Source organism: Mesorhizobium erdmanii, assembly GCF_013170725.1.
GTDB lineage: Bacteria > Pseudomonadota > Alphaproteobacteria > Rhizobiales > Rhizobiaceae > Mesorhizobium > Mesorhizobium erdmanii.
This window is the reverse complement of the sequence record NZ_CP033361.1, coordinates 3351001-3364968: the sequence shown is the minus strand read 5'-3', so window position 1 is coordinate 3364968 and position 13968 is coordinate 3351001. Positions and strand designations below refer to the sequence as shown.

The window sequence follows — 13968 nt, the reverse complement described above, 5'->3', positions numbered from 1 at the left end:
CACCGGCCGCAAGCATGAGGGCTTGGGCCAGCGGAAAACCGCGTCTGCCGGCTATTCGGCGGCCGTCTTCTGCGGCTCGGCGGGGATGTCGTCGTTGATACCGAACAGCGAGGGCTGTTCGGCACTGTCGACCGCAGCCAACTCGGCCTTGCGCTTCGGCATCAGCCCGACCAGCCAGCCCGAGAAATTCTCCATGTAGACATAGACCACCGGTGTGACGAACAGGGTCAGCGCCTGCGAGGCGAGCAGGCCGCCGACCACGGCGACGCCCAGCGGCTGGCGCAACTCGGCGCTGGCGCCGGTGCCGAGCGCGATCGGGAACGTGCCCATCAGGGCGGCCAGCGTCGTCATCATGATCGGCCTGAAACGCATCAGGCAGGCCTTGTGGATGGACTCCTTGGCGGACATGCCCTCTCGTCGCAATTCGAGCGCGACGTCGACCATCATGATGCCGTTCTTCTTGACGATGCCGATCAGCATCAGGATGCCGATCACCGCGATGACGGACAGATCCATGCCGGCGAACCGCAAGGCAACGACCGCGCCGAGCACCGCCGACGGCAGGCCGGTGAGGATGGTGAGCGGGTGGATGAAGCTCTCGTAGAGAATGCCGAGCACGATATAGATGGTCAGGATCGCGCCGCCGACCAGCAGCCCCTGGTTGGCCAGCGAATCCTGGAAGGTCTTGGCCGTGCCGGCGAAGCTGGTCGAGATCGCCGTCGGCATGCCGATCTGCTCCTTGAGCGCGTTGATGCGGGTCACGCTGGCACCCAGCGCCACGCCTTGCGGCAGGTTGTAGGAGATAGTCACCGCCGGTAGCTGGCCGAGCTGGTTGACCGTCAACGCGCCCGCCGTGCGGTCGACCCGGGCGAAGGCGCCAAGCGGAACAAGGGAGCCGCTTGCCGTCCGCATCTGGATGGCGAGCATCCGCTCGGGCGACCACTCGATCTTGGGATCGAGCTCGGTAATGACTGCGTAGCTGTCGGCCGAACCGAAGATCGTCGAAACCTGGTCGGTGCCGAACCCGCCATAAAGGGCAGAGCGCAGCGTGTCGGTATCGATGCCAAGCTGTGCGGCCTTGTCGCGGTCAATGACCAGCGATGCCTGCAGGGCATTGTTCTGCAGGTCGCTGGTGACGTCGGTGAAGTTAGTATGGTCGGCCGCCATCGCATCGTTCAGTTTCTGCGCCCAAATGTCCGTCTGGCCCGTATCGAGGCCCTGCACGACGAGTTGGTAGGCGCTGGCCGACGAACGCGAACCAAGCCTGAGGTTCTGCACCGGCTGCATATAGGTCTCGATGCCGGCCACGCCGGCCAGTTGCTTGCGCAGATCCGCCTGCACCTTCTCGATGTCGGGGCGCAGGCTCTTGTCCTTCAATTGAACATAAAGCCGGCCCTGGTTGAGCGCGCTGCCCCCACCGCCCGCTGACCATGCGACATGCGTCACGTAGGGTGAATGCCTGAAAACGTCGGCGACCTTGTCCTGCAGCTTGACCATGGCGTCGAACGAAATATCCTGGCGGGCGATAGTCGTCACCGAAATCTGGCCGATATCCTCTTGCGGGAAGAAGCCCTTCGGCGAGATCTCAATCAGCCATACCGACGCCGCCGCCGTGCCGACAAAGACGAGGAATACCAGGAAAGTGTGCCGCAGGCAGAAGGTCAGAACCCGGTCGTAGCCGCGCGTGATCAGGTCCTGCTTGTGGCCAGGGCTGTGCTTGTCGCGGTCGGCCTTGGTCACCGACAGCAGCCGCGAGCACAGCATCGGCGTCAGCGTCAGCGACACGAACATCGACGCCAGGATGGCGACCGTCACCACGACGGCGAATTCGTTGAAGATGCGCCCGATGACGCCGCCCATCAGGAGCACGGGGATGAACACGGCGACCAGCGAGATCGAGATCGAAATGATGGTGAAGCCGATTTCGCGCGCGCCCTTCAGCGACGCATCGAAGGCCGACAATCCATCCTCTTCCATGTGCCGGAAGATGTTTTCCAGCATGACGATGGCATCGTCGACGACGAGGCCGACGGCGAGCGTCAGCCCCATCAGCGATATGTTGTCGATGGAAAAGCCGAACAGGAACATCGCACCGAGCGTGGCGATCAGCGAGATCGGCACCGCCACGGCCGGGATGATGGTCGCCGTGACCCGGCGCAGGAACACGAAGATCACCATCACCACCAGCGCGATGGTCAACAGCAGCGTGAACTGCACGTCATTGACAGCCTGGCGGATCGAGGTCGAGCGATCATTGAGCAGTTTGATGTTGGCCGCGGCCGGCATCTGATCCGTGAAGGACGGCAGCATCGCCTTGACGCGGTCAACGACGTCGACCGTGTTGGCGTCGGGCTGGCGCTGCACCGCCAGGATGATGGCGCGCGTACCGTCATACCAGCTTGCAGTCGTCGTGGTTTCGACTGAATCGATTACACGTGTGACCTCGCCCAGCCGTACCGGGTGCCCGTTCTTGGTGGCAATGATGAGATCCGAAAATCCCGCAGCATTGTTGAGTTGGGTGTTCGCCGTGATGGTGAGCTGCTGCTTGTTGTTCTGCAGCACGCCGAGCGGCGTGTTGCTGTTGGCCGACGCGATCGCTGCCTGCAACTGGTCGATCGAGATGCCGCGCGCGGCAAGCGCGGTCGGATCGATCTCGATGCGCACCGCGTATTTCTGCTGGCCGAAGATCGAGACCTGCGCCACCCCGTCGATGGTCGACAGCGACGGCGAGATGACGTTTTCTGCGAACGCATCGAGGTCGGTCAGCGGAACCGTGTCGCTGACCAGCGACATCAGCAGGATCGGCGCATCGGCCGGGTTGACCTTGCGATAGCTCGGCGGCGACGTCATTTGCGGCGGCAGCGATTTCTGCGTGCGCGCTATCGCCGCCTGCACGTCGGCCGCCGCGGCGTCGATATCACGGTTGAGCACGAACTGGATGGCGATCGAGGTCTGGCCGAGCGAGTTGGTGGTCGAGATGGAATCGATGCCGGCGATGGTGGCGAACTGCTTGATCAGTGGCGTCGCCACCGATGTCGCCATCGTCTCCGGCGAAGCGCCGGGCAGCGAGGCCGAAACGTTGACGACCGGGAATTCGGCGCTGGGGAGTGCCGCCACCGGCAGGAATTTGTAGGCAAACAGCCCGCCCAGCACGAGGGCGAACGACATCAGCAGCGTGGCGACAGGTCTACGGATACAAAATTCGGAGATCATTTGGCCGCCCCGCTTGCCTGGCCGGCTTCCGCGACCTTGGGGTTGGCCTGGTCACCGGCGCTGGCCGCTGCCTTGCCTTCATGCACGGCAGCTCCGTCCTTCAGCCTCGTCTGGCCTTCGGTGACGACCTTCTCACCGCTTTTCAGTCCCTGGCTGATGGCGCTGTTCTCGCCTTCGGTCAGCGCCACCTGCACCGGCCGCATCTCGACCGTGTTGTCCGGCTTGACGACATAGACGAACGGCCCCTTCTGGCTGGGCTGCACCGCGACGGTCGGAACGGAGGTCATTTGCGGCATGATGCCGGCCTCGAGGATGACATTCACATACTGGCCGGGCCACAACGAAAGATCGGCATTCGGAATGCTGGCCCGCGTGGCGATCGTGCCCGAGGCGGTGTCGACGCTGGAATCGACGAAATCGAGCGTGCCCTTGCCGACCGGCGTCGGGTCGCCGTCCTTGGTCAAGGTCACTGCCCCCTGTTGCGGATTGGCAAGCGCCTTGTGCAGCAGCGCTAGGTTGCTTTCGGGCAGATTGAAGTTCACCTGCAGCGGGTCCATCTGGGTGATGGTGACCAACGGGGTCGCCGTGCTGCTGTTGCCATTGCTGACGGTGACGAGGTCGCCCACGGCAACGTTGACCGCACCCAGCCTGCCGGCAATCGGCGCCTGTATGGTGGCAAAACCAAGCTGGACATTGTCGGCGTCGATTGTTGCCTTGTCGGCATCCACGGTGGCCGCCGCTGCCTTCTGCGCGGCAACGGCCTGATCATAGGTCTGCTGCGTACCGGCCTGCTTGGCAACGAGGTCCTTGGCGCGCTGAAGATCCGAATTCGAACTGGCAAGCAGCGCCTGGTCCTTGGCGAGCGTCGCCTGGTCCTTGGCGAGCTGCGCCTTGAGCGCGCGGTCGTCGAGCGAGAACAGCACGTCGCCGGCCTTCACCATCTGCCCGTCCTTGACGTCGATGGACACGATCTGGCTGGAGACCCGCGCGTTGATATTGACGACTGCCGGCGAAGAGACGAAGCCGATGGCGTAGCGCCGGATCGGGAAGTCGGCGGTCGTTGCCGCCGCCGAGACGATCGAGGCGGAGCGAGCGCCACCTGCGCCCTTGCCGCCACCCGCCTGCTTGTCGCCTGCCGATTTATCCGACGCAACCACCTGCTTTGCGCCGATGAGTTGCTGAGCCTTGCTCAGCGTATCGGGCGACATATAAAGCCAGGCCGCAGCGCCCGCACAGGCGACGGCAAGCAATGAAAGAACGACTTTTCCACGCATCGACAAAAGGCCCTCTCTGTCCGACACGCCATTGCGAGGTGGTCGTATTCTAGCGCAATTCACGGCTGACTGCCGCGATTTCGCCGAATAGATAGGACACGCCTTTGTCGGAAAAGGGCCAAAACACGGCATTACGAAGATTTAATGTGCACTGCACAATCGGTGAGCAGCCCGCCATGGCCTCCGGCCGAGGCCCCTCGTCGGCTCGAAAAGCTGGGCTCTAAGCCTTGCCCAGATGCTTCGGCCAGAAGGCCTGATGCACCTCGGCGGCTTCATCTTCGAGGTTCGGGCCAACCACGGTGACGAAGCGCGCGCCGGTTTGCAGCACCGCTCGGCTCGGCACGTTCAACCCGATCCCGGCGATCTCGCCAAGCCGCGCTTCGGAACACGCAAACACCATACGTCCGATGCCCGACCAGTAGATCGCCCCGGCGCACATCGCGCACGGCTCGGTACTGGTGTAGAGCGTGCAGTCGGCGAAAAAAGCGGTGTCGTAGTGTTGTGCCGCCAGTTTGACCAAGTTCATCTCGGCGTGGTTCGTCATATCGTGGCCCGTGAAGACGCTGTTTTCGGCGCGCAGGATTACGACGCCGTCCTTCACCAGCACCGCGCCAAACGGTTCGTCGCCGCGCTCCACTGCGGATTTCGAGAGCGCAATCGCCTCGCGTAAAAACAGCTCGTGGCTTTCCATCGGACACCCTCCCAAGAGGCTAATGCATGTCGCCCAGAAGTGTGCAGCGGTTCTGGGACAACGACATGCATCAAAGCAAAAGGCCTAAAGCGTGTCGCCTGAATCCGTTTCAGCGCGACGCGCTTTAGGCGGGATGATGTCTTTAAGCGGAGCGATTTCCAAGGGGCTGCAGATCAGATTCAAGGCACCGATCGGCATCCGGCCCCAATTAATGAGTCCCGCCCCCTATTTCAGCATCGGCCAAAGCGTCGCCGCCAAAAGCACACCCATGGCGATGTTGAACCATTTCAGCCGCACCTGATCCGACAGGAAACCGCGCAGCGCCGTGCCGAATCCGGCCCATATCGAAACGCTCGGCAGGTTGACGACGGCAAAGGCGATCGAGATGAGCGCTACCGAGATGAACGGGTGATCGGGGTTCGTGTAGACGGCCATGGCGTACAGCGCCATCACCCAAGCCTTTGGATTGACCCACTGGAACGCCGCCGCATCGATGAAACGCATCGGCTTGGCGGCCACCTCGCCCTTGGTGCTCAGCGAGCGCGACATGGCGATCTTCCAGGCAAGGTAGAGCAGATAGGCGGCGCCGGCGATCTTGAGGGCATTGTGCAGCGCCGGAAACGCCGTCAGCACCGCCCCAAGCCCGAAGCCGACGGCCAGCAACAGGATGAGAAAGCCGATGCTGATGCCCAGCATGTGCGGCACCGTCCTGGCAATGCCGAAATTGACGCCGGAGGCCAGCAGCATGAGGTTGTTGGGGCCCGGCGTGATCGAGGTCACGAAGGCATAGACGAGCAGTGCGAGGAATGCGTCGAGTGACATGATATCCTCCCAGATACGTCAGCATTATTGTCCTTTCCTGGTGGGCGCGCAAAAACCACCCGTAGACAAATGCCGGGCCAGAAATCTGGATTCGAGTGCGTGAGCGGCTTTACATCCCTTGCGGGCCGCGATTCATCGCCGCCACGCCGGTGCGGCAGATTTCGACCAGGCCAAGCGGCTTCATGATGGCGATGAACTGATCGAGCTTGGAACCCTTGCCGGTGATCTCGAAGATGAAATGCTCGGTGTTTGCGTCAATGACCGAAGCGCGGAAGGCGTCCGCCAGGCGTAGCGCCTCGACCCGGGCCTCGCCGGTGCCGGCGACCTTGACCAGCGCGAGTTCCCGCTCCAGCGGCCGCTCTTGCCCCAGTTCATGCGAACGCACGGTGAGGTCGACCACGCGATGCACCGGCACGATGCGCTCGAGCTGATGCTTGATCTGCTCCATCACATGCGGCGTGCCTCGCGTGACGATGGTGATGCGCGACAAGTGCTTTTCATGCTCTGTCTCGGAGACGGTCAGGCTCTCGATGTTGTAGCCGCGGCCGGAAAACAGGCCGATGACCCGGGCAAGCACGCCCGGCTCGTTGTCGACCAGTACCGACAGGGTATGCGTTTCCGGCTTTTCGGTTTCCTTGGCGATGAAGTAGGCGGAACCGGTCGGTTGAAGCTGTGCGTTCATAACATGAATCTCGATTTCAAACTTTTGATCTAACGCGTTGGCCAGGCAGGGCTTTTGACAAGCCCTGCCACATCCGCCTACACCAGTTCCCTACCTTTGGCGTCGATGGCGTTGGCCACGGCCTCGTCGGTGGCCTCGTCCGGCAGGAGCATCTCGTTATGCGCCTTGCCTGAAGGGATCATCGGGAAGCAGTTGGCGAGCGTCGCGACGCGGCAGTCGAACAGCACCGGCTTCTTGACCGCGATCATCTCCTTGATGGCGTCGTCGAGCTCGTCCGGCTTTTCGCAGCGTATGCCATGGCCGCCATAGGCCTCGGCCAGCTTGACGAAGTCGGGCATCGCCTCGGTGTACGAATGAGACAGCCGGTTGCCGTGCAGAAGCTGCTGCCACTGCCGCACCATGCCCATATACTGGTTGTTGAGGATGAAGATCTTGATCGGCGCGTTGTACTGCACCGCCGCGCTCATCTCCTGCATCGTCATCTGCACCGAAGCGTCGCCGGCGATATCGATGACCAGCGCGTTCGGATGCGCGATCTGCACGCCAAGCGCGGCCGGCAAGCCGTAGCCCATCGTACCCAGGCCACCCGATGTCATCCAGCGGTTCGGCTTGTCGAAATGATAATGCTGCGCCGCCCACATCTGGTGCTGGCCGACCTCGGTGGTGATGTAGGTGTCCTTGTCCTTGGTCAGTTCGTAGAGCCGCTGGATGGCGTATTGCGGCATGATCACGTCGTTGTTCATCTTGTAGGCGAGTGAATCGCGCGCGCGCCATTTGGCGATCTGCTCCCACCAGGGGTAGAGCGCCTTCTTGTCGGCCTTGGCGGTTGCCCGCCACAGCCGCACCATGTCCTCGAGCACCCGGCCGACGTCGCCGATGATCGGCACGTCGGTATGGACGTTCTTGTTGATCGACGACGGATCGATGTCGATGTGGATCTTCTTCGAGTTCGGCGAGAACGCGGTCAGCCTGCCGGTGATGCGGTCGTCGAAACGGGCGCCGATGCAGATCATCACGTCGCAGTCGTGCATGGCCATGTTGGCCTCATAGGTGCCGTGCATGCCCAGCATGCCCAGCCAGTTCTTGCCCGATGCCGGATAGGCGCCCAGCCCCATCAGCGTCGAGGTGATGGGAAAGCCGGTCAGATCCACCAGCTCGCGCAGCAGATGGCTCGCTTCCGGGCCGGAATTGATGACACCGCCACCCGAATAGATGATCGGCTTCTTGGCGGTGGCCATCAGTTCGACCGCGGCCTTCACCTTCTCCAGGTCGCCCTGCACTTTCGGCTGGTAGCTGGTGCGCGGCGCGATCTGCGGCGAGACATAGAACCCCTTGGCGAACTGCACGTCCTTGGGAATGTCGACCACCACCGGTCCGGGACGGCCGGTCGTGGCGACATGGAAGGCCTCGTGGATGGTCGCGGCGAGCTCGTTGACGTCCTTCACCAGCCAGTTGTGCTTGGTGCAGGGACGCGTGATGCCGACCGTGTCGCATTCCTGGAACGCGTCGGAGCCGATGAGCGAGGTCGGCACCTGTCCGGTCAGGCAGACCAGCGGGATCGAATCCATCAGCGCGTCCTGCAGCGGCGTCACCGCATTGGTGGCGCCGGGACCGGAGGTCACCAGCATGACGCCGGCCCTGCCGGTAGAGCGCGCATAACCTTCGGCCGCATGACCCGCGCCCTGCTCGTGGCGAACCAGAATGTGCTCGACCTCGTCCTGCTGGAAGATTTCGTCATAGATCGGGAGAACGGCGCCGCCCGGATAGCCGAAGACATGCTTGACGCCGTTGTCCTTCAGCGCCTGCACCACCATTTCGGCGCCCGTCATTTCGCGCCGTTCACTCTGTCCGTTGCTCATCGGTCTGGTCCCGTACTGTCGCCACCTGGGCGCTTGCCACTTGGGCGTTGTTGGTCGTTTAATCGTGTTTCAGGCAATAAAAAAGGCCCCCGAGGGAGCCTGTGTGTTGCGCATGGGAGGTTTTCGCCCGGCGGTTACACCGCCTTGCCCACGCGCCTTCCTACGAGAATGAGTGCCTTTTTCATGGTGGCGGACCATAAAGGCGGAATCGCGGGCTCGTCAATGGGGATAATGCGAATTCACTCGGCTGTGAGATCGGCGCCGTCTTGCGGTACCGCGATCAAGCCGCGCGCTACCATAGTACAGTTGAGCCGATGCCGCCGGCGCACCACTATGCCAGGCTAGAACGTTGCCTTGGGAGGAGGACGCGTGGCTGGCGAACGGGAGCATATCCGGGAGATAGAGCAGGTCCTGTCCGGCAGGACATCGGCCCGCGACGATGTCGTGGTCAAATCCTGGCTACGCTGTGTCGACACCCACCGGCTCGACCCGGCCCGGCCGACGGAAGCCTATATCGTCCCCGATACCCAATTGCGCGAACATCGCGAACAGTCCGAGCGGCTGATCGCGATCGCCCGCAGCGGCCTGGAAACCCTCTTCAAGCAGGTGGCGGGCCAGAACTACGTGCTGCTGCTGGCAAACGCCAAGGGCGTCACCGTCGACTTCCTCGGTGATCCCCTGTTCATGGACCAGTTGCGCACGGCAGGGCTTTATCTCGGCTCAGAATGGTCGGAAAGCCGCACCGGGACTTGCGGTGTCGGCTCCTGCATCGTCACCGGCGAGGCGATGACGATCCACCAGACCGACCATTTCGACACGACCCACACGCCGCTCTCCTGCACCGCCGCGCCGATCTTCGACACCAATGGCGAGCTCGCCGCCGTGCTCGACATTTCCCTGCTACGCTCACCACAACCGAAAATCAGCCAGAACCTGGCGCTGCATCTGGTGACGGCTTCCGCGCGGCGCATCGAGCTCGCCAATCTGATGGCACAGATGCACTCCGAATGGGTGCTGCGTTTTTCCCGTTCGCCAGAATTCCTCGACGTCGACCCCGAGGCAGCCATCGCCCTCGATGCCTCGGGCCGCATCCTTGGCACGACGCACGGCGGAGCGCTGCTTCTGGCGCAGGCCGGAGGCGTCGACTGGCGGCACGCGCCCTCCCCCATTGGCCAGTCGATCTCGCGCTATCTCGATGTCAGCGTCGACGATTTGCCGAGCCTGACACGCGGCCGCCCGACCGAGGAGCGGCTGGTGTTCGGCCGCAGCGGCAGCGCGCTGTTCGCGCACGCCATCGAGCCGCAGCCGACGACCGGACGCCGCGCGCCGGTCGAGGCGGTACCGAAGCCGATCGGCGACCTTTCCGGCGGCGATCCGGCGATGGCCGCCACGCAACTGCGTGCCGCCAAGCTGGCGCGCACGACCATGCCCATCCTGATTCATGGCGAGACCGGCTCCGGCAAGGAGTATCTCGCCCGCGCGATCCACGATTGCGCGCGGCGGCCCGGCCCGTTTGTCGCCATCAACTGCGCGGCCATTCCCGAGCATCTGATCGAGAGCGAACTTTTTGGCCATGTCGCCGGTGCTTTTACCGGAGCCGCCGCCAAGGGGCGCAAGGGACTGATCGAGGCTGCGAACGGCGGCACGCTGTTCCTCGACGAGATCGGCGACATGCCCTACCCCCTGCAATCGCGGCTGCTGCGCGTGATCGCCGAACGCGAACTGGTCCCGGTCGGCGGCATTGAGCCGCGGCAGGTCGACATCAAGATCATTTCGGCCTCGCACCATGATCTGCGTAAGCTGGTCGACGAGGGACATTTCCGCGAGGATCTGTTCTACCGGCTGAACGCGGCCTCGCTGAACTTGCCGGCGCTGCGCGAACGTACCGATTTCGAATGGCTGCTGGACCGGCTGGTGGATCAGCGCGCCCACCTTGCCGGCCGTACGGCGAGGCTCTCGCCCGCGGCGCGCCTGGCGCTGATTCGTCACCGCTGGCCCGGCAACATCCGCGAACTCGCAAACGCCATCGATCTGGCGGTGACGCTTTGCGAGGGCGGGATGATCGAGCCCGCCGACCTGCCCGACTTCGCATTGCCATACCTGACGCCACTTGCTTCGCCCGCCAGGCTGGTTGCCCTGCGTGCTCCGTCGCCCGAGGACGAGCGCGCCGCACTGCTGGATGCTCTCGTGGCCGCGGGCTGGAACATCTCCGAGGCCGCGCGGCGTCTGGGTGTCGACCGCACGACGGTGCATCGCCGCATGAAGCGGCTGCGGCTGGACGCGCCCAATTAGTGTTGCGTCCGCTGTGGCGCCGTGGCGCGCGCAACACCGCCGCCACAGTTTATGACAGCAGAAACCGCCACACGATGCTGATTTTATGATGATTTCTGATTCATCCGTATGGTTGGCATGCTGCTTGCTCCCTGTTCCAGGTACCCACATGGAACTTGGAGGAGAAGCCATGACACAGAACGCGGTCGATCGCGCAGCCACGGCGCGGAGCATGCAGGCCCTGCGCTTTCATGCCGCCAGGGATCTGCGCATCGAGGACATTCCCAGGCCGGCAAAGCCGGGGCCGGGACAGGTTGTTCTGCGCAACAGGTTTGTCGGAATCTGCGGGACCGACCTGCATGAATACAGTTACGGGCCGATCTTCATACCGACGAAGCCGCATCCGTTCACCGGCTCCAGCGGTGTGCAGGTGCTTGGACATGAATTCGGCGGCGTGATCGAGGCCGTCGGCGAAGGCGTGACGTCGGTCTCGGTTGGCGACCGCGTGGCCGTGCAGCCGCTGATCATGCCGCGCTCGGGCGATTATTATGCCGCGCGCGGCCTGTACCATCTGTCCGACAAGCTTGCCCTGGCGGGTCTGAGCTGGGTCGGCGGCGGCATGGCGGAAGCCGCCTTGCTCAACGACTACAATGTCGAGCGCATTCCAGATGAAATGTCCGATGAGGAAGCTGCATTGGTCGAGCCGACCGCGGTCGCCGTCTATGCCTGCGACCGTGGTGGGGTAAGCGCCGGGAGCTCGGTGCTGATCACCGGCGCCGGCCCCATCGGCATTCTGACGATGCTGGCCGCGCGCGCCGCGGGTGCAACGCAACTGTTTATCTCGGACCTGAACGACACCAGGCTGGAGATGGCGCGTTCGATCCTGCCTGGCGTGGTGACCCTCAATCCGAAGCGGGACGAAGTGGATGAGGCAGTGCGCGCCGCCAGCGAAGGCGGCGTCGGTTGCGATGTCGCGATCGAATGTGTCGGCAACGAGCATGCGCTGAAGGCCTGCCTCGCGGCTGTGCGCAAGCAAGGTGTCGTCGTTCAAACTGGCCTGCATCCGCACGAGAACCCGCTCGACTGGTTCCAGGTCACGTTCAAGGACGTCGATATCCGAGGCTCCTGGGCCTATCCGACGCATCTATGGCCGCGTGTCATCCGTCTCATCAGTTCGGGACAGTTGCCTGCCTCCAAGGTGGTCACGAGGCGCATACGTCTTCGGGAGGCGGTATCCGACGGTTTCGATGCTCTGCTCGATCCCGCCGGAACCCAGCTGAAAATCCTGATCGACCTTTCCTGATCAACTTAACAACCGGAGGAGAAACCATGCTTGAGAGAACTCCCACCACGAAGGCGCAGGCGCTGCTCGACAAGTTCGGCAAGGCGCTTGCGGACGGCGACATCGACGCGGCCGTCAACTGTTTCCAGGCGGATTGCTACTGGCGCGACCTCGTCACCTTTACCTGGAACCTGAAGACGATGGAGGGCCAGGACCAGATCCGCGACATGCTGAGCGCAACCTTGGCTGATACCGGACCGAGCGACTGGAAGGTTGCCGAAGGCGAGGAAGCGAGCGAGGCGGACGGCGTCACCACCGCCTGGATCACCTTCGAGACCAAGGCGGCGCGCGGCTTTGGCCTGGTGCGCTTCAAGGGCGACCTCATCTGGACCTTGCTAACCACCATGGCTGAGTTGAAGGGACACGAGGAGAAGTCCGGCTTCACGCGACCGCTCGGTGCCAAGCATGGTCACGGCAAGGACAGGAAATCCTGGCGCGAGGAGCGTGACGACGAGGTCGCCGAACTCGGCCACAGCCGACAGCCCTATGTCGTGATCATCGGCGGCGGCCAGGGCGGCATTGCGCTGGGTGCGCGCCTGCGCCAGCTCGGCGTGTCGGCCATCATCATCGAAAAGAACGAACGTCCGGGCGATTCCTGGCGCAAGCGTTACAAGTCGCTCTGCCTGCATGATCCGGTCTGGTACGACCATCTGCCCTATATCGACTTTCCCAAGAACTGGCCGGTCTTCGCGCCGAAGGACAAGATCGGCGACTGGCTCGAGATGTACACGAAGGTGATGGAGTTGAACTACTGGAGTTCGACCACGGCCAAGAGAGCAAGCTACGATGAGAAGGCCAAGGAATGGACCGTCGTCGTCGAGCGCGACGGCGAGGAGATCGTGCTCAAGCCCAAGCAGCTCGTGCTGGCCACCGGCATGTCCGGCAAAGCGAACTGGCCGAAATACAAGGGCCAGGACATCTTCAAGGGCGAGCAGCAGCATTCCTCGAACCATCCAGGCCCCGACAAGTACCGAGGCAAGAAGGTCGTGGTCATCGGCTCAAACAACTCCGCCCACGACATCTGCGCGGCACTGTGGGAGGGAGGCGCCGACGTCACCATGGTGCAGCGTTCCTCCACCCATATCGTCAGGTCCGACACGCTCATGGATATCGGTCTGGGCTCGCTCTATTCGGAGCAAGCGGTCGAGAATGGCATGACGACGCGCAAGGCCGACCTGATCTTCGCCTCCCTGCCCTACCGCATCCTGCACGAGTTCCAGATCCCGCTTTACCAGCAGATGAAGGAACGCGACGCGAAATTCTACGCGGACTTGGAAAAGGCCGGCTTCCTGCTCGACTGGGGCGATGACGGTTCGGGCCTGTTCATGAAATACCTGCGCCGTGGTTCGGGCTACTATATCGACGTCGGCGCCTGCGACCTGGTCATTGACGGCTCGATCAAGCTGAAGAGTGGTCCGGGTGCGGCGGTTCAGGAGCTGACCGAGGGCGGCGTGAAATTCGTGGATGGCACCGAATTGCCAGCCGATCTCATCATCTATGCCACAGGCTACGGCTCGATGAACGGCTGGGCAGCAGATCTCATCTCGCAGGAGGTGGCGGACAAGGTCGGCAAGGTCTGGGGTCTGGGCTCCGACACCGCCAAGGACCCTGGTCCCTGGGAAGGCGAGCAGCGCAACATGTGGAAGCCGACCCAGCAGGAGGCGCTGTGGTTCCATGGCGGCAACCTCCATCAATCGCGGCACTATTCGCAATATCTGGCGCTGCAGCTGAAAGCCCGGCAAGTCGGCTTGCCGACCCCGGTCTATGGGCTGCAACAGGTTCACCACAAGGCCTAGCTGCCAATCCCCAGGAGT

9 protein-coding genes are annotated in these 13968 nt (G+C 63.1%); 3 read left to right on the top strand and 6 right to left on the bottom strand.

Annotated elements, in window-relative coordinates; all coding sequences use genetic code 11:
- Positions 1-51: 51 nt before the first annotated feature.
- The 6 genes from EB233_RS16295 to EB233_RS16270 all read right to left on the bottom strand — a co-directional run bounded on the left by EB233_RS16295 (position 52) and on the right by EB233_RS16270 (position 8541).
- Positions 52-3213 (bottom strand): efflux RND transporter permease subunit, encoded by a 3162-nt coding sequence (locus EB233_RS16295; protein WP_027051205.1) that lies wholly within the window; start codon positions 3211-3213, stop codon positions 52-54.
- The gene (locus EB233_RS16290; protein WP_064988240.1) at positions 3210-4487 is read right to left on the bottom strand and encodes an efflux RND transporter periplasmic adaptor subunit; all 1278 of its coding nucleotides are present in this window, start codon (positions 4485-4487) and stop codon (positions 3210-3212) included. The genes EB233_RS16295 and EB233_RS16290 overlap by 4 nt, the downstream gene beginning before the upstream one ends.
- A 220-nt stretch (positions 4488-4707) precedes the next feature.
- Positions 4708-5178 (bottom strand): nucleoside deaminase, encoded by a 471-nt coding sequence (locus EB233_RS16285; RefSeq protein WP_064988239.1) that lies wholly within the window; start codon positions 5176-5178, stop codon positions 4708-4710.
- A 225-nt stretch (positions 5179-5403) separates the two neighbouring features.
- Positions 5404-6000 (bottom strand): LysE family translocator, encoded by a 597-nt coding sequence (locus EB233_RS16280; RefSeq protein WP_064988238.1) that lies wholly within the window; start codon positions 5998-6000, stop codon positions 5404-5406.
- Positions 6001-6109: 109 nt separating this feature from the next.
- Positions 6110-6682 carry an acetolactate synthase small subunit gene (gene ilvN, locus EB233_RS16275; protein ID WP_027051201.1) on the bottom strand — a complete coding sequence of 191 codons (573 nt, stop codon included), beginning with the start codon at positions 6680-6682 and terminating at the stop codon, positions 6110-6112.
- Between the two features lie 77 nt (positions 6683-6759).
- On the bottom strand, positions 6760-8541 hold the full coding sequence (locus EB233_RS16270; RefSeq protein ID WP_027051200.1) for an acetolactate synthase 3 large subunit: 1782 nt from the start codon (positions 8539-8541) through the stop codon (positions 6760-6762).
- Between the two features lie 369 nt (positions 8542-8910).
- Here EB233_RS16270 and EB233_RS16265 point away from each other — a divergent pair, with 369 nt between their 5' ends.
- From EB233_RS16265 to EB233_RS16255, 3 genes are all read left to right on the top strand, one after another.
- Entirely contained in the window at positions 8911-10833 is a 1923-nt protein-coding gene (locus EB233_RS16265; protein WP_064988237.1) for a sigma-54-dependent Fis family transcriptional regulator, read from the top strand.
- Between the two features lie 211 nt (positions 10834-11044).
- Entirely contained in the window at positions 11045-12115 is a 1071-nt protein-coding gene (locus EB233_RS16260; RefSeq protein ID WP_064988796.1) for a 2,3-butanediol dehydrogenase, read from the top strand.
- A 26-nt stretch (positions 12116-12141) separates the two neighbouring features.
- A complete protein-coding gene (locus tag EB233_RS16255) occupies positions 12142-13950 on the top strand; it encodes an NAD(P)/FAD-dependent oxidoreductase (protein ID WP_064988236.1) in 1809 nt (602 codons plus the stop codon).
- The last annotated feature ends 18 nt before the right edge of the window (positions 13951-13968 follow it).

Coding starts and splice junctions, on each gene's coding strand:
- ilvN (WP_027051201.1), bottom strand. CDS start 6,682: ATGAACGCACAGCTTCAACCGACCGGTTCCGCCTACTTCATCGCCAAG.
- EB233_RS16260 (WP_064988796.1), top strand. CDS start 11,045: ATGCAGGCCCTGCGCTTTCATGCCGCCAGGGATCTGCGCATCGAGGAC.
- EB233_RS16295 (WP_027051205.1), bottom strand. CDS start 3,213: ATGATCTCCGAATTTTGTATCCGTAGACCTGTCGCCACGCTGCTGATG.
- EB233_RS16280 (WP_064988238.1), bottom strand. CDS start 6,000: ATGTCACTCGACGCATTCCTCGCACTGCTCGTCTATGCCTTCGTGACC.
- EB233_RS16270 (WP_027051200.1), bottom strand. CDS start 8,541: ATGAGCAACGGACAGAGTGAACGGCGCGAAATGACGGGCGCCGAAATG.
- EB233_RS16285 (WP_064988239.1), bottom strand. CDS start 5,178: ATGGAAAGCCACGAGCTGTTTTTACGCGAGGCGATTGCGCTCTCGAAA.
- EB233_RS16255 (WP_064988236.1), top strand. CDS start 12,142: ATGCTTGAGAGAACTCCCACCACGAAGGCGCAGGCGCTGCTCGACAAG.
- EB233_RS16290 (WP_064988240.1), bottom strand. CDS start 4,487: ATGCGTGGAAAAGTCGTTCTTTCATTGCTTGCCGTCGCCTGTGCGGGC.